This window comes from Fodinicola feengrottensis (assembly GCF_010993775.1).
GTDB classification, from domain to species: Bacteria; Actinomycetota; Actinomycetes; order Mycobacteriales; family HKI-0501; genus Fodinicola; species Fodinicola feengrottensis.
On the sequence record NZ_WOTO01000009.1, the window covers coordinates 1 to 19,886 of the forward strand.

Below are 19,886 nucleotides of genomic sequence, written 5' to 3' on the forward strand. Positions count from 1 at the left end.
GATGCCGAACAGGGTACCCGGGGCCCCTCGTACGCGCCCGGGAGCGGCTCTCTTCATCCCTTTTTCGTCAACTAGCCGGACATCCAACAGCACGCGAGATCGCCAACCGCATCTGCCCGTCGAACCCGCCGGCCGGCGCCTCGACGATCGCCGCCGGGTCCAGCCGCTGCTCGGCGGAGCGGAACCCACTCGGACGCCGGGCCAGGCCCGGACCAGCCATCGGCGCCTGCTCCAGCAGAATGCTCACGACGCACTCTCCGCAGCTGCGCCCCCGGCCCACGCACGTGTCGCAGTCGATCAGCATGTCACCCTCCGCACTGGCGTCGTTCCTTGACAACACCCACGCTAGGGGTGGGGTACGACAATTCCGGCCGCTCTCTCTCGTACGCCCCATCGTCACGCTGATTGACGGGCGTCACACCAGCCCCACTGGCAACAGGGCCGACATTGTCACCTCAGAGCGTCACCCTCGCGAAGGTCCCGCCACATTCGGCCAACCGCCTCCTGAACACCGTTGACGCAATCGGATTCCGATTGCGTCAACACTGTTCAGGAGCGGGACATTCGCCGTACGAGCAGCGCGGACGTCACCACGTACCCACCGGCGCGGCGTACGCCCTCGGCGACTTCGCGGTCAGACGACACGACGATCACTGGGCGGCCAGCGGGTTCGGCTCGGGCCAGTCGGCGGATCACCTCGTCGGCGGTGACGCCGGCGGGGCTGAACAGGACTCGTACGCGGCGTGGCAGCGGACCGGTGGGAGCGGCCACGCCGTTGCCGTCGAAGACGATGGTGGTCTCCGCGCCGGTACGGGCCGCCAGCACGCCCATCGCGGAAATCAGCCGGCCGCGCTGGCGTTCCAGCGAGAGCTGCGCGAAGCCGGTCTTGGTGACGTTGTAGCCGTCCACGATCAGGTGCGCGGTCGGCAGCGCCAGCAGCTGGTCCAGCCAGGCGGGATCGTCGGCGTTGAGGCCACGGACGGCCGGCTCCCCCACCGCGCCGCCGCCGCTGGCCAGCTGCTGTTCGCTGGCGACCGCGTCGGCCGGCATCGTGTCGGGGCGGTTGATGGCGAGCTCGCGCTGCAGGCCACGGGAGGCTTGGTTGATGGTCTCCAACAGCAGCCAGAGACGTGCCTCGTCGACGGACCGCTCCTCCCGAGTGGCCTGCCGGGCGGACCGGAGCGCGTCCTCCACCTCGGCCACCCGGGCCCGCAGCCGGCGCACCTCCGCGTCCCCCTCGCTGCGGGCGGCGGCCAGCCGGCCGCGCTCGGTGGAAGCGGCCGCGTTCGCCTTGTCCGCCTCGGTCTGCGCGGCCCGAGCTGCCCGGGTCAGCTCCCGGATCCGGGACTGCGCCTCCTCGGCCTCCTTGCGAGCCGACCTGGCCTGCTCGCGGAGCTTCTCGACCTCGGCGCGATGCTGCGTACGGGCCGTCTCCAGCTGTTCGCGGAGCCGACTCACCTCGTCGGCCTGGCCGGCGTGCGCGACCTCGCCCTGGCGCCCTCTACGTCCGCGAGCAACGCCTCCAGCTGGTCGTGCCAGCCCTCCGGGCGTACGAGGTAGGTCAGCGCGGCGACTTCCACCGGGTCCGCCGCGGCCGGAACGGCGCCGGCCGACACGGCCTTGCCCAGCTCGCCGGAGGCCTGCGCGATCAGTTCACCGATCCGCTCACGGAAGTCGTCATCGGTGGCCAGCAGCGACACAATCTCGGCGGCCGCATGCCGGACCCGCCGGCTCGGGGTGAACCGGGCGATCGCCCGCAACGGGCCGGGAATCTGGTCGAGCGGCAGGTGGCCGAGGGCGTCCGACGCGTACGACACGACCCGGCGGCGGATCTCCTCCGGGAGGACGACGGGCGCCCGGTCGGTCACTGAGACGGTGCCTCTTCGGCATCCGGACGCGGCACCACGACGACCGTGTCCGTTCCCTGGCACCACCGGCAGACCACTCGCTCGACCGTCTCGGCGAGCACCTCGCGCTCTTGCACGGACCCCTCGCCGGCCAGGTCGACATGCACGTATTCCCTGCTCCGCACCGTCCTGGTGACGTCGAATCGGGTCAGGTTTCCGCACTGACCGCAGCGCCAGCGGGTGTGCTCGGTGGGCATCGACATGCCAGCGAGTGTCGCATCCGGCTACGGATTGTCGCGTGTCGGTCCACCGGTTTTGTCGGACCCGACTCCTACGGTCTGGGTATGTCTCGTCCTGGCGCCGGTTCCGCACCGCGATATGTCCAGGACACCTTCGACTCGCTCGGCGAGCCGCTGCGGGACATCACTTTTGTGGTCGTCGACCTGGAAACCACCGGTGGGTCCCCTGTGGACAGTCAGATCACCGAGATCGGCGCGGTGAAAGTCCGCGGCGGCGAGGTGCTGGGCGAGTTCCAGACACTGGTCAACCCTGGATACGAGATTCCGCCCTTCATCACCGTGCTGACCGGGATCACCAACGCGATGGTGGTGCCCGCGCCGACCATCGACACGGTGCTGCCGGCGTTCCTGGAGTTCGCCCGCCGGCAGCGTGCTGGTGGCCCACAACGCACCGTTCGACCTCGGCTTCCTGCAGGCCGCCTGCGCCGCACACGGCATCCGCTGGCCGGGTTTTCGCAAGGTCGACACGGCCGTGCTGGCCCGCCGGGTGCTGACCAGGGACGAGACGCCGAACTGCAAACTCTCCACACTTTCCCGGTTTTTCCGTACCAAAGTGGAGCCGTGCCACCGCGCGTTGGCCGACGCGCAGGCGACCGTCGACGTGTTGCACGGGCTGCTGGAGCGGATCGGCAACGTCGGCGTCCAGACGCTCGACGAGCTGCAGACCTTCACCCAGCAGGTTTCCGAGGCACAGCGACGAAAACGGCACCTGGCCGACGGGGTGCCGGACGGCCCCGGGGTTTATGTGTTCCGCGACGCGAACGACCGCGCGCTCTATGTTGGTACGAGCAAACACATGCGGGCCCGCGTCCGGCAGTATTTCGTGTCCAGCGAGCAACGCAGCCGGATGGCCGAGATGATCGCGGCCGCCGACCGCGTGGAAGCGTTGGAATGTGCGCATTCGCTGGAAGCCGAGGTGCGCGAGCTGCGGATCATCGCGGCCCACAAGCCACCCTACAATCGCCGGTCGAAATATCCCGAGCGCACTTTTTGGCTGGTTCTGACCGATGAGGCGTATCCGCGACTGTCCATTGTGCGCAGTCCGCGAGACACCGACTGCCTCGGCCCGTTCTCGTCCCGCCGACAGGTCGAGTCGGCCATGACGGCCATCCACGATGCCGTCCCGTTGCGGCAATGTACGAAAAAACTGTCCGTCCGCAAGCCGTCGTCGGCCTGCGCACTGGCCGAAATCGGCCGCTGCGGAGCGCCCTGTGAGCACCGCGAGTCCGTGGAGGCGTACGCATTTCACGCGGACATCTTCCGGCAGGCGGTGCTCGACGATCCCGGGATTATCGTGCACCGGCTACTAAAACGCATCGAAACGCTGCGCGGTGCCCTTCGGTACGAGGGACGCCGCCCGCGGCCCGCGACCGGCTGGCCGCCTTCCTGAGGGCCGTTCTGCGGACCCAACGGCTGCGGGCCATCACGGCGGCGGTGCCGGAGCTGGTGGCGGCCCGCCCGGATGGCAACGGTGGCTGGGAAATCTCGCTGGTACGACACGGCCGGCTGGCCGCCGCCGGGGTGGCCGGCCGCGGGGCGCCGCCCTGGCCGGTGGTCGACATGCTGCGCGCCACCGCGGAGACAGTGCTGCCCGGCATCGGCCCGACGCCGTCCGCGTCGGGCGAGGAGACCGAGCGAATTTTGGCCTGGTTACTGCTTTCCGATGTCAAGGTGGTGGCGATCGACGGCACCTGGGCGATGCCCCCACGCCACGCCGCCGAGCGCTGGCGCGGCCTGCTGGACCGAGTCGACTCCGCCAGCGACAGCGCCGATCCCTTCGCCGATCGCCGCGGCCTGCGCCCGCTACACCGCCCCGCCCGCGCGTCCGCTTAACGCTGGCTAGTGGTCTGTATTTGATTTGGATGGCGGGTCCGGTGATCCAGAAGTCGGTCTGGGTGCGCCGGGGGATCGCCCTCATACCTGGTCGTATGGGGGCGGTTCACCGGTGTGCCCAGCCGGCTTCTGGGCGCCGGAACCGCCGTGCCAAATCAAAGACAGACCACTAGGATCAGCCGGCCAGCGCGGAAAAGAGGACACCACGAACACGTACACCCTGCGTCACCAGCCGATCGGTTTCCTGCTCGGGCCGGTCCTGCTTGTCTTGTACGGGTTGTGGTGTTTGGGCCCTTTCGCCACCACCGCGAGTCAGCGCTGGCCGCTGCCGTACGTGCTGGCCACCGCCGTCGGACCGGCCGTGACACTGGCGTTTTTTTTTGTGCTGTTGCTGGTCCGTACGGCCCCGGTACTGCTGGCGCCGACCGCGCTGCGGATGTCCGAAGCCGGCCTTTGGGTGCGACTGCCCGGCCAGCGGCCGCGAGTTTTCGGCTGGGACACGGTGACCGAGGTTGGGTCGCCGCCGCAAACCCACCCGGCACGTGGTCTGTTTTCGCATCGCAGGACTGGAGAGCACCCCGCCACGGCGTGGCCCGATCGTCAGCGTCGGCGCCGATGAGGGCGGCACGTACGTCTCGGTGCGGATGAAACCGGCGGGGCCGAAGCAGATTGACCAGGCGCTGCACCAGTTCACCGGCGGTCGGCTCGGATTGGTCACCGCCTTGCCCGCCCGGCACCACCGGGCCACCGTTGGCCGTGCTGTTCAAGGCCGGCGCCGTGATGCCGGTCATCGCCCCGCTGGCCCTGCGGCTCCGGGTGATGGCCGTGTGGCTGGCTTTGGCGGCCACCTTCCTGGCCGTGCTGCTCGGAGACACCTCGGCCAGGACCGGCGCGGTGCCGCTCTGGACGCTCACCTACCTGGCCTTGCCCGGGCCGTTGCTGGCCCTGGCTGTACTGCTCGGCTTCCTGGCGCCTCGATACGCCATCGGTCTGATGCCGCGGCTCGCCGGCATCAGCCAGTACGGCCTGGACATCGGTGTCGGCGCGTCGATATCGACCGTGTTGGTGCCGTGGGGGTACGTGCAGGCCGCCCAGCTCGGCGTCTGCCCAGCTGGGCCGTTGACTCGCTGGCCGTTCCGGTGCCTGAAGCTCACCGTCAGCCTGACCGATGCGGACGTACGAGCGCTTCCCTTGGAACAGCGGAAAATCCTGCGTGAGCTCCGGGAAATAGCCGGCGCGGACCTGCTGGTGCCGTGCCTGTCATCCCGTACCGAAGCGACGGCGACCGCGATCGCCGAACACACCCGCGGCCGGGTCCGGGTGACGGCCACCGCCGAGACCGCGTGGCCGTCCCCCACCCGGAAGATTTTCGGCTAGCCAACGGGATTTCCCTCATTGCCCCCAGGGCAACGGGCGCCACGAATCGTCGCCCGGCACGGTGACCTGGCCGCCGACCGGCATGCACACCAGCGCCTCGGCCGGGGTGTCGCCGGCCCGGATCTGCCGGGTCACGCCGGCTGGTACGACCACCGCCTGCCCGGCTGTCGCGGTGCCGGTTTCGCCGTCCGCGGTGAAGGCGAGCGCGCCCGACAGCAGCATCCACACCTGCTCCCGGTCGATGATGTGCACCGGCCCACTGGCACCCGCGGCCATCCGTACGGACCAGGTCGACAGGGCCGCGCTGCCCTGGCTCGGGCCGGCCAGGGATGCCATCACGGCGTTCGGGGTGGTGACCGTACGATCCTCGGTCTCGCTGATCACGCGCATCGAATCTCCTATGTAAAGTGTCTTTACTCGAATCGAATTAAAGTCGCTTGACTCGACTGTGTCAAGATGGCCGGGTGAGAACAGATGACCCGTTGGCGCACACCGAGCTGACGATCCTGCTCGGGCTGGCTTTCCAGGTCGTGCTGCAGGAGTTTGTCAGCCGTACAGCTGCCGCCGGATATCCGGACCTGCGGCCCGTCCACGGCATGGTTTTCCAGGCGTTGAAGACAAACGGGTCGACTCGACCGAGCTTGCCGAGCAGCTCGGGGTGACCAAGCAGGCCGCCGGGCAGATCGTCGACGACCTGGAGAGCCGCGGTTACGTACGCCGGCAGCCGCATCCCGAAGGCGGCCGACGCCGCTTGGTCGTACTGACCGACACGGCGCGCGAACACCTGGCCGTCGCCGGCGAGGTGCTGCATCGCCTGGAGGCGCAACTGGCCGGCGGCGACGCGGACCTGGCCGTTCTCCGGGTCGAGTTGGCCAGGCTGGTCCGTGAGCTGGCCGGCGACGCGGTTCCGCCCCTGCGCCCTGTCTGGTGATCCGGCCGGCGGAATAACCTGGACGGGTGCCGGGAAGCCTGATGCAGCGAGTCAAACACCACGCGTACACACTTTTCGGCAAGCTGCCGAAGAAAATGAAGAAACACCTGGTTCGGGCGGTGACCCCGAACTACACGGTCGGCTCGGTGGTGTTGCTCCGGGACGAAAACGACCGGTTGCTGATGCTCCGGCAGCCGCCGAACCGCGGCTGGTCGCTGCCCGGCGGGCTGATCAACAAACGGGAGACGCCGGTGGACGCGGCGGCCCGCGAGCTCCGGGAGGAGACCGGCGTGAGGCTGCGCCCCGACCAGCTCACCCAGGCGGTGCCGTCGGCGATGGTGAACCCGCGCACCCAGCAGGTCGACTGCGTCTTCACCGCGACGGTGTCCAGCAGCGTCCAGGTCGATCCGGACCCGGTCGAGGTGATCGAGGCCGGCTGGTATCGGATCGGCCAGCTCCCGCCGCTGAGCCGCCCCACCGCCAACCTCCTGGGCCACTACGGCATCACGTCGTAGCCCCATCGAATGTAACGGCTCGATTTTGCGAACCGTGCCGTCACATTCGCTGGGTTAGCGGATGCCGGACCAGAGGGAGCGTTCGGGGCCGTCGACCGCGGTGCCCGGGTCCGGACCGAGGCGCCGCACGACAGGGTCGGCCGGGGTGTACCGCGGCCAGCCGGGGTCTCCGGTAAGCGCGAAAGCCACCCAGGCGGCGTGGATTTCCGTTGCCAGCGCACGGGTTTCGTCGTTGTCCGGGACGCCCAACGAGCCGTGGTCGACAGTGCTGACGGTGTCGAACACGAATGGCAGCTCCAGCCCATGGCAGGCGCCGAGCCGGCCCTCGTACGCCGGTGACCGCCAGGTGAACTCGTATCGCCAGGTGCCGGCCGGCTGCGCGGCGTGCGCGTCGGCCATCCGCAGGGCCGGGATGCCGAACACGTAGTCGGTGCCGATCGCGGCCAGCAGCTCGGCCAGCGTGCCGCCTCGCCCTGCCGATCGGTACGCCTCGACCACGGCGTCCGGATCGGGGTGCAGCCGGGAAACCGCAAGCCGCAGCGCGCGTCCGCGTCCAGCGGCGGCGCGGGCAGCGCGACGGCATAGAGGTTTATCTCGTCGGCGTTGTTACCCACCATCACCTCGACGCCCGGCGCGAGAGCACCAACCGGCTGGCCGTCCAGCAGGTCCCCGTCGATCACCGGCCCGAACTTCGCGAGGCCCATCAACGGATCGGCGACGCCGTCCACCCGCAGGTCCAGCCGTTGAGTGCCCAACCAGGCCACCGCCGCCACCAGGTCCACATCGGACACTTCGGCGAAATCTTCCGCTGGTACGCCCAAATGTCCGACCAAAGCCGCGGTGACCGCGGCAGCCTGCGGCTCAGTCAGTGCATGCGATCCGCCGCCGCTTTCGCAGATGGCTCGCCGAAACAGCCCTTCCGGAGCACCTGCCACCAGGGTCGCCACCGAGATCCCGCCGGCCGACTCGCCGAAAATCGTGACATTGTCGGGATCGCCACCGAAAGCCGCGATGTTCTCCCGTACCCATTGCAAAGCGGCTATCTCTGGTCGTAGAGTCCGCGATTGTTCGGTGCACCCGGAATCGCCGCGAAGCCGGGCACGCCGAGTCGATAGTTGATACTGACCAGCACCACACCGTCACGTGCGAACGCCGTTCCGCCATATCCCGAAGCCGTGCCAGAACCGCCGACGAAAGCGCCGCCGTGGACGAAAACCAGCACCGGCAACCCACCGCCACCCGGCGTCCACACGCTCGCACTGAGGTAGTCCGGCCCGGCTACCCAGCCCACATCGAGCAGGCTGGTCAAGTTCAGGCCCGGCAGTCTCCCACTGGCTTGCGGCGCGGTGGGCCCTGACTGTCGAGCGTCCCACTCCCCTGACCAGGTCGGCGGCTGCGGGAGCGCGAAACGACCGGCCCCGACCGGCGCTGCCGCGTACGGGATGCTTTTGAAGGCGACGACACCGTCCACCTCATCGCCGCGGACGGTTCCCCTGTCGATGCGTACGAGTCGATCCATCAGACACGTCCATGAGGAGTCTGCCAACCGGATACGTCGGGGCCAACCGGCACGATCCCGGTCGGGTTGATATTCAGGTGCGTCGCGTAGTAGTGCCGTTTGATCTGGTCGAAATCGACTGTCTCCCCGACGCCCGGTGTCTGGAACAAATCTCTCGCGTACGCCCACAAAACCGGAAACTCCGCGAGTTTTTGCCGATTGGCCTTGAAATGGCCGTGGTAGACTGCGTCGAAGCGTACAAGTGTGGTGAAAAACCGGATGTCGGCCTCGGTGAGCTGGTCGCCCACCAGATATAGCGCTGATGAGAAAGCCGCTCGGACGGCACGTCCAGGCGGTGGAAAAGTCGTTCGTACGCCTCTTCGTACGCCTGTTGGCTGTCCGCGAACCCGCACCGGTAAACACCGTTGTTGACGTCCGCGTACACGTCGGCGTTGACCGCGTCGATGTCGGCCCGCAGCGTTGCCGGGTAAAGGTCCGGCGCGCCGGATTTGTGCAGCGACCGCCACTGAGTCGAGAAGTCAAGCGTGATCTGCGGGTAGTCGTTGGTGACGATCCGCTGAGTTTTGGTGTCGTAGAAGGTGGGTACGGTCCAGCGGCCACTGAACGACGGGTCGGATGCCAAGTAGAGCTCGGAAAGGTAGGCCGCGCCAGTCACCGGATCGATCGCGACGACCGCCCTCGTCGAGGGTGAACCGCCAGCCCTTCTCGTCCCGGATCGGGTCGACGATGCCCAGCGAGATGTGCTCGTCGAGGCCGAGCAGCCGCCGCACGATGATCGCCCGATGCGCCCACGGGCACGCCAGGCTGACGAAAAGCCGGTAACAGCCGGACTCGACCGGATAACCGGACGAACCGTCCGCCGTCACCCGGTCGGTGAAGTGGTTGGGCTGCCGGACGAACGCGCCGGCCTTGGAGGTCTCCGCCACAAACTGCGCCATGCCCACCAGCCTCCCACTCCCCCTGCGCCAAGGCGACACGCCCTAGCCGATGGTGGCGGCGAAGACGTGCAGGCGGCTCTCGTCCGGGAGGGTGACGGCGGCGACCGTTTTGCCCGGGGTGAGCGCGACCGTGCTGGTGTAGAGCGACACGGCGTGCGGGCCGATGCCGTTCGGCGGCTGGTTCCAGTTCGGGGTGGTGACGGCCAAAGCGCAGCCCGGCACAGCGGCATTGGCGTACCAGTCAGCGAAAGTGACCGTGCCGCTGTTGGTGGTGCCGTCGGTGTACGTCACGGTGACCGGCCCGGAATCGGTGCCGTTGTTGGCAGATCCAAGCAGGCCCAGGGTCGTACCGGTGCCGCTCAACGCGATCGCCTGCCCGTGCGCGGTGACCATGTCCGGCGTACCGGCGGCGGCGGTCGGCCATGAGTACGCCAAACCGCCATAGGCGATTGAAACACCCGGGCTCACTCCGACACTTGCCAGCGACTGCGCGGAAAAAACTGTAGCCGGAGCCGTCGAAGTTGCCAGCCGCCGGATTCGTGTCGTCGCTGATGCCGGTGCCGTTGTACGCCGCCGCCAAGGAGGCGTACGGAATGCCCACGGTCGCCGTGCCAGTCGCCGACTGGCGGGCGCCGCCGACCCACCGTGCCGTCGCGGTGAGCCGCGACGCCCCGGCCGGCGCGCCCGCGGGCACCCGTGCGTGCCAGGTGACGGTCGCGGTTCCGTGTGGTGCTACCGAATTTCCCCTGCTGCGCCCCGACCGACGGCCAGCCAGCCGGCGTGGTCAGCGCGACCGTCGCGGCCAGCAAGGGCAGATCGCCGGTGTTGCGCAGGGTTCCGGTGACGGTCACGGTCGTGCCGGCCGCGGCCAACACGGGCGCGCTCACGTCAATGGACTGCGCGCCAAGCGTCAGTGGTACGCGCAGCGGCGCGGTCGCCCGAATATCCCGCGACGACGATCCGACCGAGACCTGATAAACGCCGTCCACTGTGGACGATTGATGCGTGACGGTGTCCCAGACCGCCAGATCGCTGGCTTTCAAGGTAAAACGTACGACCTGGCTGGCGCCGGCGGCCACCGTCACCTTCTGGAACTTCTTGAGCGCGTGCGGCGGCTCACCCGCGGCCGCCGGCGATCCGAGGTAGAGCTGGACAGTCTCCGTGCCGGCCCGTTTCCCGGTGTTGCGCACCCGTACGCTCACCTGCGCCGAGCCGCCGGGCAGCAGCAGCCCGGACTGACTTGCAGGCCCGAGTAGGCAAAAGTCGTGTAGCCGAGCCCAAACCCGAACGGGAACAACGGCGCGGTGCCGGTCGCGTCGTACCAGCGGTAGCCGACGTTCAGTTTCTCGCTGTAGACATAGTGACCATCCTGCGCCGGATACTGCGGCGGGCCCGCGATCGGAGTGTGTGCCGCATCGGTGGGAAAAGTCACCGGCAGCCGGCCACCTGGCTCGCGATCGCCGAACAGCATGGCGGCCAGCGCGTTGCCGTCTTCCTCGCCCGGATACCACATTTCCAGCACCGCGGGCGCGGACGTCAGCCACGGCATCAGCACCGGACCGCCGTTGTTCAGCACCACCACGGTCCGTGGGTTCGCCTTGGTCACCGCGTCCACCAGCGCGTCTTGCGTGCCAGGCAAGGAAAGGGTCGTACGGTCGCTGCCCTCGGACGAGATCTCGCCCACCACGACGACCGCCACATCGGCGGCTTTCGCTGCCGCGACGGCTGCGAGAATCTCCGGGTCCTGCGCGCCGGGCAGCGTCCAGCCGAGCGAAACGCTGGCGTCGCCGCCATTTTCGTAATACTCCACCTTCACCTGATGGGCTTCGCCCGCGGTCAGATTCAGCACCGCGGTTTCGGTGTTGGCGGCCTGGTCTCGCCAGTTGTCGATGACCAGCTTGCCGTCGACATACAGCCGACTGCCGTCATCGCTGGTCAGGCCGACCGTGTACGCGCCAGTGCTCGGCGCCGTCAGGGTTCCGGTCCAGCGCGCCGAAAAATGGTCGACCGGCAGGCCATCGGCGGGTGCGCCCTGGCCCCAGTCGAAGTCGACCTGCGGATCGTCGCGGGTCACCACCGGATCGCCGGACAAGGTCTGGTTGGCGAAATAGGCACCAGACAGGTGGGTGAAAGCCGATGCGGGAATGGGCGGTGCGGCGGACGACCCGCTGGATCCCAGCGTGTACGAGACTTTCGCGCCGGCTCCGAGGCGATCCGTGATGCCTTGAACCGGGGTGACCGTGTGATACGGCGTCACTCTCGAGCTGCCGCCGCCGGCCGGGACGGTGTTGCCGTACGGACCGATCACCGCGACGGATTTCGTTGCCGCCGCCGAGAAAGGTAATGCGCCGTTGTTTTTGAGCAACACACTGCCATCGGTCGCCGCTTGCCGAGCGAAGGCGGCATGCGCGTTCACGTCCGGCGCGCCGGTCGGCCGGGTGTTGTCGAAAAGGCCGGCCCGGAACATCATCCGCACCACCCGGCGAGCGTGGTCGTCGAGCACCGATTTCGCCAGCTGACCGGCTCGTACGGCCGCGGCCAGCTGCGAATAGTAAGTGGATCCGCCGAATTCCTGGTCAAGACCGGCCTGTGCGCTCGCGACCGTGCTGTGGGTCGCTGGGTAGTCCGAACCCACCACTCCGTCAAAATTCCAGTCGTCCTTGAGAACGTCGTGCAGCAGTGGGTAGTTCTCACACGCGTACGTGCCGTTGACTTTGTTGTACGCGCACATCATCAACGACCAGGCCTTGCCGTTTTTCACGGTGTCCTCGAAAGCCGGCAGGTAGATCTCGTGCAACGTACGTTCGTCCACATCGGACGAGGTGGTCGTCCGGCCGTCCTCCTGGTTGTTCGCCGCGAAGTGCTTGACCTGCGCGGCCACTTGCTGGGACTGAATGCCGGCCACCTCGCCGGTCCCGATGCTGCCGGCCAGCGCCGGATCCTCGCCCAGGGTCTCGAAATTCCGCCCGCCGTTCGGGATCCGGACAATATTGACCATCGGCGAATAGAGCGCCTCGTAGCCGCGCCGGGCCGCCTCGTCGCCCATCACCGCGCCGTACTGGTGGGCGAGGTTCTGGTCGAAACTCGCCGCCGCGAGCGACACCGGCGCCGGCAGCGAGGTGGCCGGTGTGCCGTCCCGTACGCCGGCGGGCCCGTCCGAAAGCAGCTGCGGCGGGATACCCAGGCGCGGGATGCCGTTCACATATCCGACCGCGTGCGTGCCGGCCGGCGCGCGTCGACGCCCTGCAGCAGGGTCGCCTCCTCGTCGATCGTCAGCTGCGTCATCAGGCTGTCGACGCGCTGCTCGATCGGCTGACGGGCGTCCAGCCACGGCCGGTCAGCGGCGACCGCCGGTGACCCGGAAACGGCCGCGCCAACCAGCAGAACGCCGATCGCGGCGATCCGGCCAAGCGTGACGAGGTGGAGTTTGCGCGACACGGGGGTCCTCCAACGGCCGGGCGGAGATAGTTTCGACCACAAAGTAAGCCGCTGGCCAGCAAAAAAGCACGCTTTCTGTCCGCTTACGGTCCGATCGGCCAGCGCTCGCGTATCGGCCACTTCCGGACAGGTCACCGCAAAAGGTTTGCCCCAGCCGCCGCCGGGTGAGTTGGCTGTAGGCAGAACTGTCCACGGGAGGAAATGGCATGAGCACCGAAAACCCCGGGCGCTTCCGGCTCGACCGGCGCGGGTTCCTGGCCGCCGCCGGCACCGCGGCGGTCGCGCCGGCCCTGTTGCCGGCGCCGGCAACCGCGGTTGGCCAGCCGGCGACCTTTCCGGTCACCGTTCGCCAAGGCACCGACATGGCGCTGGCGGTCTCCCCTGACGGCCGGACGGTCGCGGTCGACCTGTTGGCCACCCTGTGGACGCTCGGCGCGGCCGGCGGCCCGGCCACCCGCGTCCTGCCCGCGGACGCCGACGCGACCTGGCCGGCCTTCGCCCCGGACGGTCGTACGCTCGCGTTTCAGTCGTACGCGGACGGCGGTTTCCAGATCTGGGTGGTGCCGGTGGCCGGCGGCCAACCGCGGCAGCTGACCAGCGGCCGCTACGATCACCGAGAACCGGTTTTCGGTCCGGACGGCCGGATGGTGGTGGCCTCGGACCGGGACGGCAGCACGTACGGCATCTATTCCCTGTCCCCCGCGACCGGCGCGGTCACCGTCGTGGTGAACTCCGCCGACCAGGACGAATACCACCCGACGATCGCGCCGGACGGCAGCCTGATCGCCTTTGTCAGCGCTGCAACAAAAAAATCGACGTGGTGTCAGCCGACGGCAGCGGCCGGCACACCGTGGTGACCGGCGGGACCGGCGAAGTCCTGTTCGCGCCGGCTTTCAGCCCAGACGGCAAAACTCTGGTCTACGTGTCGGCACTTCCCGGGAAAACCACTCTGCGGTCCATCCCGACCGCCGGCGGGACGCCCACCGATGTCTCCGCGTCAGGCGAGGATGTTTTCCCGCTGCGACCAGGATTCTTCCCGGACGGCCGAGTCGCGTACACCGCCGACGGGAGCATCAAAACCCGGAAACTGTCCGGCCCAGGCGTCGACACGATCGCTTTCACCGCGACCGCTTACGCCACCAAACCCAGCTATCACGCCCGGCGCCCCCTGCGCGACGACGGATTTCCCCGTCAGGTCAAGGGGATCGTCGGCCCCGTGCTGTCGCCGAACGGGAAACAGGTGGCTTTCCGGGCGCTCAATGACATCTGGGTCGCGCCCTGGGGTGCCAGCCCAAGAACATCACCAACGACCGTTTCTTCACCACCGATCCGGCCTGGTCGCCGGACGGCAAAACCATCGCCTACGCCAGCGATCGAACCGGAAAACCAGAACTTTGGCTCTACGACACTGGAAACGGGCAACATCGGCAGTTGACCAAGGCGCCGGGCGCGGCCATCCTGCCCGCCTGGGCACCCGACGCCAGCCGGTTGGCCTTCGTCGATGAGACCGGCACGGTCAACCTCGCCGACGCGCGTACGGGCGCGGTCACCAGAGTCTTCGGACCACTGTTCGCACCGGGCCGGCCGGCTTTCTCGAAAGACGGTCGTACGCTCGCGATCGCCGCTCTCAGGCCAAACGCGAAGCGGTTCCGGGAGGGCGCCAGCCAGGTGCTGACCATCGACCTGGTCACCGGGGCCACCACCTATCGGGAAATCATGCCGGACCGATCGCTGGCTACCCGCGGAGTGGACGGGCCGGTGTGGTCGCCGGACGGAAAACTCTTCGCGTTCGTCGTTGATGGATTGCTCTGGATACGCCAGGTCGACGCGACCGGCGCGCCGACCGGACCAGCCCGGCAGCTGACCGATGAACCCACCGACGCGCCGAGTTTCGCCGGCGACTCCAGGACAATTTCGTACCTGGTCGGCGGCGAGCTGCGACTGACCACAGTGGACGGACACAGTGGACGGTCGTACGTCGTACCGTTGCGCTGGCGGGCCGGCAAGCCCTCCGGGCGTACGGTCATCCACGCCGGTCGGATGTGTGGGACGGACTTTCCGACTCAGTACGGGAAAACGTCGACGTCGTGGTGGATGGCGACCGGATCGTCGCGGTCGCACCACACCAGCCGGGACGACCGGCGCAGCGCCGGATCGACGCCTCGAACGCCACGGTCGCGCCCGGACTGATCGACATGCACAACCACCGGCATCTGGGCGGCCGGCTGCTCGGCTCTCGGCAGGGCCCGCTGTGGCTGTCGCTGGGCGTCACCACCACCCGCTCTCCTGGCGACCCCGCCTACGACATGGTCGAGGAACGTGAGGCCACCACCGCCGGCCGGCGGCTCGCGCCGCGGTATGTCGGCACCGGCGAGGCGATCGACGGCCGGCGGATCTACTACAACTTCATGCGCCCCCGACCCGAGACACCGCCGGCGTGCTTCGCGAGCTTGAACGCGCCCGTCTGCTCGACTACGACCTCATCAAGAACTACGTACGACTGCCGGTCGCGTCCCAGCGGCAAACCATCGAATGGGCTCACCGGCGCGGCATCCGGGCCAGCTCGCACTACCTGCACCCCGCCATCACGCTCGGCGTGGACGGGATGGAGCACGTCGGCGCCACCAACCGGCTCGGCTACTCCCAGACGGTGTCCCGCAACGGGATCAGCTATCAGGACGTGATCTCGCTGTTCACCGCGGCCGGGATGCCAATGACGCCGACGCTCTTCTATTCGTACGCGCTCTACGCCACCGACAGCTCGCTGTTCACCGACCGTCGCGTACGCGCGCTCTATCCCCCTTGGGAGTACGCGAAACTCGCCGCCGCGGTCGCGCTGGCCAAGACCGCCGACGCGGACGGCGCGACCGCCGCGCTGCGCGGCTGGACCGCCACCGTGACCGCGATCCTGCGCGGCGGCGGCCGGATCGTGGCCGGCACTGACTCGCCCATCGACAACTTCGGTGTCAGCCTGCACACGAACCTGCGCGCGATGGTCCATCCCGGCGGGCTCACCCCGGCCGAGGCACTACGGACCGCGACCAGTCAGGCCGCCGACTACCTTGCCGTACCGGACCTCGGCCGAATCACGCCCGGCGCGCTCGCCGACCTGACCGTGCTGGACGGGAACCCGCTGGACCGGATCGAGGACGCCGCGAACGTACGGCTGATCATGCTGGGTGGGGTTCCTCACTCGGTCGACGACCTCGTCTCGTACGTGCCGCCCACCCCGCCGACCACCGCGGCCGCCCCCACGGCGGTGCCAGCACATCCGTCACAGGCCGCTTTTTGGTGGCATACCGAGGACTTCGTGAAGCACGCGGCCCTGTGTTGCAGTGCGCCACACTGACCGCAGCGGTCTGACGAACTGGGATGTCTGACCGTCGGTGAGCGACTCCTACCCGAATGTCGGTTCATCGGCCAACGGTGAAGGCGTCATACTGAAGGGGGCGTCAGAGCGAAAGGAACCAGCCGTGATCACCTCGATCGTCATGATCTCCTGCGATTCGGACTCGATCTCGGAGGTGGCGTACCAGATCGCGGAGCTTCCCGGTGTCAGCGAGGTCTACTCCACCACCGGCATCGTGGACCTGATCGCGATGGTGCGGGTGCGAGCGTTCGACGACGTGGAGAAGGTCATCGCCGGCGGCATCGCCAAGGTCCCCGGAGTCGTGCACACGGACACGCACATCGCTTTCCGCGCGTACTCCAAGCACGACCTCGAGGAGACGTTCTCGATCGGCTTCCCGGACGCGACCTGACTGGTCAGGACCCGCTTGCGTGCTGGCTGCCGTAGTCGAAGTATTCCTGCTTGACCGCGCCACTTCTGGTCGACTCGTCGAAGTGCTGGATGTCGCCGGAATCGGCGCCGAAGTCGGAGCCGCCCCAGCGGAACCCGGCCGCCCGAAAGGCCGTCACGATCTCCTCGCGGATGGTCAGGAAGCCGCCCTTGGGGTCACTGATCTTGCCGCCGCCCATCGAGTTCGGTCGGAACGGGAAGTCGCCCCGTAGCCCCCGCCGGCCGGCACGCCGGCGCCGATCAGCGTGTCGTAGTCGGACTTGACCTGGGTACGGTCCAACCCGGCCAGCACGGCTGGGTCGAAGGCACCGTGGTGGCTCATCACGTCACGCTTCGGACCGCCGCCCAGGACACTGAAATACGCCACCATCGCGTCGCTTTCCTCGGCGATCGCCTGGTATTTTCGCGCCACCGAGACCCTTCGCGACCACTGAGTCACGCCCGAGCAGGGTGCTGGCGATGCGCTGGTAGACAACGCCTGTGACGGCGTCGAGCGCCTTCTCGCCGCTCTCTCCGGCGACGTACGGATTCTCGATGACGTCCAGGTCGACCGCGAGTCCCCAGGCGTGCGGGCCTTGGTACGGCCGGAAGCCACCGACCGACTTGATCCCGAAATCCTGGTCCCCGAGCAGTTCTTTCGCGTGCGCCGACGCCTGCTCGAGCTTGGTGAGGAACAGGGGGTGCACCGGCGCGCTGCTGTCGACCGAACGACCGGCCACCGACCCGCCGGACACCAGCATGTTCTGGCCGTAGTCCTGGTAATCCTTCGCGCCCAACTGGCGGGCCTTGGCGTCGAACGCGTCCTGCGACTTGCCCTTTGGCGCCGATCCCACCGCGGCGGTCGACGTTCCGCGCTCCCCGGCCGTACCCACCGCACCGGCGTCGCTGGTCGCGACGATCGGATCGAGAGTCTGCGGGGTAGTCATGATCGCCGCCTGCCAGCGGGCATGCGCGAGCCCCTTGAGCACGGTCGGCATCGACGACTCGGCCACCGTCGCACCCGTCGCGGCACTCAGCTCCTGCAAAGCCGTCGCGTAGTCGTCATTGGACAGGTGCCCAGCGTGGTGCATCGCCTCGACGACGGCCGTGACATCCGTCTTCTTGTTGGCGCCGCCCGTACCGACGTCCGCGGAAACCTTGGCGTGCAGCACCTTCTGCGCAACGCTCGCCGACACGTACGGCTTCTCGTTCGCTGCGATGGCCGCGATGGTCGGCGCCAAATCCCCGGCCGACAGCTTGGTGCCCTTCGGCGCGGCCGACGCCAACGCCTGCTGCGCCGCGAAGTCGCCCTTGCTCATCGTCTGCAACACGTTGAGCTGCGCGAGCACCGCCAGAACGTCCTCGCGCGTGTTGTCCATCGGCCCGGTGGCGTCGCCCACCGAGTGCCCGGATTTGGTGTCCAGATGCTGTCGCTGCACCATCAGCCCACTCACCGCCGCGTTGCCCGCGGACCGCTGCAGCGCCAGCACCGACTCAGCCCACCCCGGCAACCGACCGAGACTGCGACTGCGACCTGGACGCGGCCTGCTGCGCCGCCGAGTCACGGTCAGCGTGGCGGGTCCCCTTGGTGCGGTCGGACACCCGTCCCCCATCCTTTGACCCCAGTCCGCCCATTATCGCTCGAAAACGCCAACCTCGCCGATGATCATCCGGGTAAGCGTTCGGGCACTGTCTCCTGCCGCTCAGCTTGCGTTGTTGATCTTGGTTAGTTGGCCCGTACGAAAAGGATATTCCGGACCGATGTCCGTTATGTACGGGCTAACTAACCAAGATCAACAACTCCAACAGGGCACCGAAGTCGGCCAGCCTAAAGCCGGGAAACCGCAGCCCAGCGGTCCAACACAGCCACCGCTTCCCCGGAATCCACTGCCTTCGCGACCCGCTTCAGACCAGCGTCCAGCGAATCTTTCAACGACCCACCCACTCCGTCGTACGCGGCGAGCGCGGCGGCGGCGTTGACAAGGACAGCGTCCCGTACGGGACCGCGTTCGCACTGAACACCGCGCGCGCTACCGCGGAGTTGACCGAGGCGTCGCCGCCGCGCAGGTCAGCGGGCACTGCCCGGGGCAGGCCGCAGTCGGCGACGTCGAAGAGCGTCTCGGTGACCGTTCCGCCCTCGACGATCCAGAACCGGGTGGGAGCTGTGGTGGTGACCTCGTCCAGGCCGTCCTCGCCCCGCACGACCAGGGCGGAGTGGCCGCGGCCAGCGACGACTCCGGCCATCACCGGCGCCATCGTCTCGGAGAAGCAGCCGATGGTGGCGGCCCGTGGCTGGCCCGGGTTGGTCAGCGGGCCAAGGAAGTTGAACACCGTCGGGATGCCCAGCTCGCGCCGGGTCGCGCCGGTGTGCCGCAGGCCCTGGTGGAAGTACGCGGCGAAACAGAAGCCGATGCCGGCGTCGGTCACGCAGCGGGAGACCTGGGCCGGCGACAGCTCGATCGCCACCCCCGAGCGCTTCGAGCAAATCGGCCGCACCACACGCGGAAGAAGCCGCGCGGTTGCCGTGCTTCACCACTCTTACGCCCGCGGCCGCCACCACGACGGCGGCCATGGTGGAGATGTTGACGGTGTTGGCCCGATCCCCGCCGGTGCCGACCACGTCGACGGCGTCCAGTGGCGCTGGTCCGAGGTCGAGCCTGGCGGTGTTGGCCAGCATCACCTTCGCGAGGCCGGACACCTCTTCGGCGGTCTCGCCCTTCGCCCGCAGAGCGGTCGCGAACCCGGCGACCTGAGCGTTCGTGGCGTCACCGGCCATGATCTCGCGCATGGCCCAGGCGGTCGCGTCCGAAGACAGCGACTGTCCCTCAAGCAGCGTGGTCAGGAGCTTGGGCCAGCTGTACGCCTGCACCGCGGGGGCCCGTTCTGCGGACCCACTCGCGGCCATGACTCAGCTCCGCGCCGGCACGGGCGCGCGACGCAACAGGTCGGCGACTACCGCGGCGGCGCGTACCGGATCAATCGGATGCGTGATGGTCGCCTCGGCCTGCGACCATTTCGCCAGCCATCGGTCCGCGTCCCGGGCCAGCAGCAGGCAGACCGGCGGGCAGTGGTCGAGCTCGTTGCGCAACTGCCGGCTGATGCCCATCCCACCGGTTGGCTGCGCCTCCGCGTCCAGGATCAGCACGTCGGCCTTGCCCGCGTCCGCCGCGTCCACCACCTCGTCACCGGTGGACGCCTCCAGCCAGACGATCTTGCCCACGTCCGGCGCGGGACGGCGACCGATCGCCATCCGGACCCGCTCACGCACCGCGGGGTCGTCGCTGAACACCAGGATCGTCTTGTCGGCAGGACGGCGAACTGCACTCATGCTGCGAAGCGTAAACCACCGGCCGGTCCGCCCGTGGTTTTGGGCCCGGAACACTCATCGCATCTCGCCAACGGTCGCGCGCG

General features: G+C 68.4%; 25 protein-coding genes and 4 pseudogenes. 11 read left to right on the forward strand and 18 right to left on the reverse strand.

The window, feature by feature from the left end:
- Positions 1-67 precede the first annotated feature (67 nt).
- The 4 genes from GNX96_RS10245 to GNX96_RS10260 all read right to left on the reverse strand — a co-directional run bounded on the left by GNX96_RS10245 (position 68) and on the right by GNX96_RS10260 (position 2,104).
- Positions 68-247 carry a hypothetical protein gene (locus GNX96_RS10245; protein WP_163567903.1) on the reverse strand — a complete coding sequence of 60 codons (180 nt, stop codon included), beginning with the start codon at positions 245-247 and terminating at the stop codon, positions 68-70.
- A gap of 302 nt (positions 248-549) precedes the next feature.
- Entirely contained in the window at positions 550-1,458 is a 909-nt protein-coding gene (locus GNX96_RS10250; RefSeq protein WP_163567904.1) for an NYN domain-containing protein, read from the reverse strand.
- Positions 1,455-1,868 (reverse strand): hypothetical protein, encoded by a 414-nt coding sequence (locus GNX96_RS10255; RefSeq protein ID WP_163567905.1) that lies wholly within the window; start codon positions 1,866-1,868, stop codon positions 1,455-1,457. The genes GNX96_RS10250 and GNX96_RS10255 overlap by 4 nt, the downstream gene beginning before the upstream one ends.
- Positions 1,865-2,104 carry a hypothetical protein gene (locus GNX96_RS10260; RefSeq protein ID WP_279579935.1) on the reverse strand — a complete coding sequence of 80 codons (240 nt, stop codon included), beginning with the start codon at positions 2,102-2,104 and terminating at the stop codon, positions 1,865-1,867. The genes GNX96_RS10255 and GNX96_RS10260 overlap by 4 nt, the downstream gene beginning before the upstream one ends.
- An 87-nt stretch (positions 2,105-2,191) precedes the next feature.
- On the opposite strand from GNX96_RS10260, the pseudogene GNX96_RS10265 reads away from it, so the two are divergent.
- From GNX96_RS10265 to GNX96_RS10275, 3 genes and pseudogenes are all read left to right on the forward strand, one after another.
- A pseudogene (locus GNX96_RS10265) lies at positions 2,192-3,979 on the forward strand (DEDD exonuclease domain-containing protein).
- Between the two features lie 112 nt (positions 3,980-4,091).
- Entirely contained in the window at positions 4,092-4,598 is a 507-nt protein-coding gene (locus GNX96_RS10270; protein ID WP_163567907.1) for a hypothetical protein, read from the forward strand.
- 131 nt (positions 4,599-4,729) lie between these two features.
- The gene (locus GNX96_RS10275) at positions 4,730-5,356 is read left to right on the forward strand and encodes a hypothetical protein (protein ID WP_279579937.1); all 627 of its coding nucleotides are present in this window, start codon (positions 4,730-4,732) and stop codon (positions 5,354-5,356) included.
- Positions 5,357-5,371: 15 nt separating this feature from the next.
- On the opposite strand, the gene GNX96_RS10280 is transcribed toward GNX96_RS10275, so the two are convergent.
- Positions 5,372-5,746, reverse strand: coding sequence for a cupin domain-containing protein (locus GNX96_RS10280; protein ID WP_163567909.1), 375 nt, complete (start codon positions 5,744-5,746; stop codon positions 5,372-5,374).
- A 74-nt stretch (positions 5,747-5,820) separates the two neighbouring features.
- Here GNX96_RS10280 and GNX96_RS50535 point away from each other — a divergent pair, with 74 nt between their 5' ends.
- Genes GNX96_RS50535 through GNX96_RS10290 form a run of 3 tightly spaced genes read left to right on the forward strand, consistent with a single transcriptional unit; the run spans position 5,821 to position 6,802 of the window.
- A complete protein-coding gene (locus tag GNX96_RS50535; protein WP_279579938.1) occupies positions 5,821-6,018 on the forward strand; it encodes a hypothetical protein in 198 nt (65 codons plus the stop codon).
- Complete coding sequence (locus tag GNX96_RS50540; RefSeq protein ID WP_279579939.1) at positions 6,015-6,287, forward strand: MarR family winged helix-turn-helix transcriptional regulator; 273 nt, start codon at positions 6,015-6,017, stop codon at positions 6,285-6,287. Before GNX96_RS50535 ends, GNX96_RS50540 begins: the two co-directional genes overlap by 4 nt.
- 41 nt (positions 6,288-6,328) lie before the next feature.
- Positions 6,329-6,802, forward strand: coding sequence for an NUDIX hydrolase (locus tag GNX96_RS10290; protein ID WP_163567910.1), 474 nt, complete (start codon positions 6,329-6,331; stop codon positions 6,800-6,802).
- Positions 6,803-6,856: 54 nt separating this feature from the next.
- Here GNX96_RS10290 and GNX96_RS10295 read toward each other — a convergent pair whose 3' ends face one another.
- The 8 genes and pseudogenes from GNX96_RS10295 to GNX96_RS10330 all read right to left on the reverse strand — a co-directional run bounded on the left by GNX96_RS10295 (position 6,857) and on the right by GNX96_RS10330 (position 12,697).
- Positions 6,857-7,300: a carboxylesterase family protein gene (locus GNX96_RS10295; RefSeq protein WP_163567911.1), complete on the reverse strand. Its 444-nt coding sequence runs from the start codon at positions 7,298-7,300 to the stop codon at positions 6,857-6,859.
- Between the two features lie 137 nt (positions 7,301-7,437).
- Positions 7,438-7,836, reverse strand: a pseudogene (locus GNX96_RS63065) (carboxylesterase family protein); the annotation flags it as partial.
- A gap of 5 nt (positions 7,837-7,841) precedes the next feature.
- Positions 7,842-8,321: a carboxylesterase family protein gene (locus GNX96_RS10305; protein ID WP_163567912.1), complete on the reverse strand. Its 480-nt coding sequence runs from the start codon at positions 8,319-8,321 to the stop codon at positions 7,842-7,844.
- A 5-nt stretch (positions 8,322-8,326) separates the two neighbouring features.
- Positions 8,327-9,259: pseudogene (locus GNX96_RS10310) on the reverse strand (glutathione S-transferase family protein); the annotation flags it as partial.
- Positions 9,260-9,301: 42 nt separating this feature from the next.
- Positions 9,302-9,727 (reverse strand): hypothetical protein, encoded by a 426-nt coding sequence (locus GNX96_RS10315; protein WP_163567913.1) that lies wholly within the window; start codon positions 9,725-9,727, stop codon positions 9,302-9,304.
- Positions 9,724-10,461: a fibronectin type III-like domain-contianing protein gene (locus tag GNX96_RS10320; RefSeq protein WP_163567914.1), complete on the reverse strand. Its 738-nt coding sequence runs from the start codon at positions 10,459-10,461 to the stop codon at positions 9,724-9,726. The genes GNX96_RS10315 and GNX96_RS10320 overlap by 4 nt, the downstream gene beginning before the upstream one ends.
- Positions 10,458-12,461, reverse strand: a complete 2,004-nt coding sequence (locus GNX96_RS10325) for a glycoside hydrolase family 3 C-terminal domain-containing protein (protein WP_163567915.1) — start codon at positions 12,459-12,461, stop codon at positions 10,458-10,460. The genes GNX96_RS10320 and GNX96_RS10325 overlap by 4 nt, the downstream gene beginning before the upstream one ends.
- Positions 12,458-12,697: a hypothetical protein gene (locus tag GNX96_RS10330; RefSeq protein ID WP_163567916.1), complete on the reverse strand. Its 240-nt coding sequence runs from the start codon at positions 12,695-12,697 to the stop codon at positions 12,458-12,460. The genes GNX96_RS10325 and GNX96_RS10330 overlap by 4 nt, the downstream gene beginning before the upstream one ends.
- Before the next feature lie 206 nt (positions 12,698-12,903).
- On the opposite strand from GNX96_RS10330, the gene GNX96_RS10335 reads away from it, so the two are divergent.
- From GNX96_RS10335 to GNX96_RS10355, 5 genes are all read left to right on the forward strand, one after another.
- Positions 12,904-13,554: a TolB family protein gene (locus GNX96_RS10335; RefSeq protein WP_163567917.1), complete on the forward strand. Its 651-nt coding sequence runs from the start codon at positions 12,904-12,906 to the stop codon at positions 13,552-13,554.
- A complete protein-coding gene (locus tag GNX96_RS10340) occupies positions 13,518-14,132 on the forward strand; it encodes a TolB family protein (RefSeq protein WP_163567918.1) in 615 nt (204 codons plus the stop codon). Before GNX96_RS10335 ends, GNX96_RS10340 begins: the two co-directional genes overlap by 37 nt.
- Positions 14,129-14,887, forward strand: a complete 759-nt coding sequence (locus tag GNX96_RS10345; RefSeq protein WP_163567919.1) for a PD40 domain-containing protein — start codon at positions 14,129-14,131, stop codon at positions 14,885-14,887. The genes GNX96_RS10340 and GNX96_RS10345 overlap by 4 nt, the downstream gene beginning before the upstream one ends.
- A 247-nt stretch (positions 14,888-15,134) precedes the next feature.
- Positions 15,135-16,046, forward strand: coding sequence for an amidohydrolase family protein (locus GNX96_RS10350; RefSeq protein WP_163567920.1), 912 nt, complete (start codon positions 15,135-15,137; stop codon positions 16,044-16,046).
- Between the two features lie 124 nt (positions 16,047-16,170).
- Positions 16,171-16,458, forward strand: a complete 288-nt coding sequence (locus tag GNX96_RS10355) for an Lrp/AsnC family transcriptional regulator (protein ID WP_163567921.1) — start codon at positions 16,171-16,173, stop codon at positions 16,456-16,458.
- Between the two features lie 4 nt (positions 16,459-16,462).
- On the opposite strand, the gene GNX96_RS10360 is transcribed toward GNX96_RS10355, so the two are convergent.
- The 5 genes and pseudogenes from GNX96_RS10360 to GNX96_RS10380 form a co-directional block, all read right to left on the reverse strand.
- Complete coding sequence (locus GNX96_RS10360; RefSeq protein ID WP_163567922.1) at positions 16,463-16,675, reverse strand: M15 family metallopeptidase; 213 nt, start codon at positions 16,673-16,675, stop codon at positions 16,463-16,465.
- A complete protein-coding gene (locus GNX96_RS10365) occupies positions 16,633-16,818 on the reverse strand; it encodes a hypothetical protein (RefSeq protein WP_163567923.1) in 186 nt (61 codons plus the stop codon). Before GNX96_RS10365 ends, GNX96_RS10360 begins: the two co-directional genes overlap by 43 nt.
- A gap of 4 nt (positions 16,819-16,822) precedes the next feature.
- Entirely contained in the window at positions 16,823-17,965 is a 1,143-nt protein-coding gene (locus GNX96_RS10370; protein WP_163567924.1) for a M15 family metallopeptidase, read from the reverse strand.
- Between the two features lie 338 nt (positions 17,966-18,303).
- Positions 18,304-19,380 (reverse strand): annotated as a pseudogene (trpD, locus tag GNX96_RS10375) (anthranilate phosphoribosyltransferase).
- A gap of 3 nt (positions 19,381-19,383) precedes the next feature.
- Positions 19,384-19,803, reverse strand: a complete 420-nt coding sequence (locus tag GNX96_RS10380) for a response regulator (RefSeq protein ID WP_163567925.1) — start codon at positions 19,801-19,803, stop codon at positions 19,384-19,386.
- Positions 19,804-19,886 lie beyond the last annotated feature (83 nt).

Coding starts and splice junctions, on each gene's coding strand:
- GNX96_RS10260 (WP_279579935.1), bottom strand. CDS start 2,104: ATGCCCACCGAGCACACCCGCTGGCGCTGCGGTCAGTGCGGAAACCTG.
- GNX96_RS10280 (WP_163567909.1), bottom strand. CDS start 5,746: ATGCGCGTGATCAGCGAGACCGAGGATCGTACGGTCACCACCCCGAAC.
- GNX96_RS10290 (WP_163567910.1), top strand. CDS start 6,329: ATGCAGCGAGTCAAACACCACGCGTACACACTTTTCGGCAAGCTGCCG.
- GNX96_RS10305 (WP_163567912.1), bottom strand. CDS start 8,321: ATGGATCGACTCGTACGCATCGACAGGGGAACCGTCCGCGGCGATGAG.
- GNX96_RS10335 (WP_163567917.1), top strand. CDS start 12,904: ATGAGCACCGAAAACCCCGGGCGCTTCCGGCTCGACCGGCGCGGGTTC.
- GNX96_RS10360 (WP_163567922.1), bottom strand. CDS start 16,675: ATGGGCGGCGGCAAGATCAGTGACCCCAAGGGCGGCTTCCTGACCATC.
- GNX96_RS10365 (WP_163567923.1), bottom strand. CDS start 16,818: ATGAGCCACCACGGTGCCTTCGACCCAGCCGTGCTGGCCGGGTTGGAC.
- GNX96_RS10380 (WP_163567925.1), bottom strand. CDS start 19,803: ATGAGTGCAGTTCGCCGTCCTGCCGACAAGACGATCCTGGTGTTCAGC.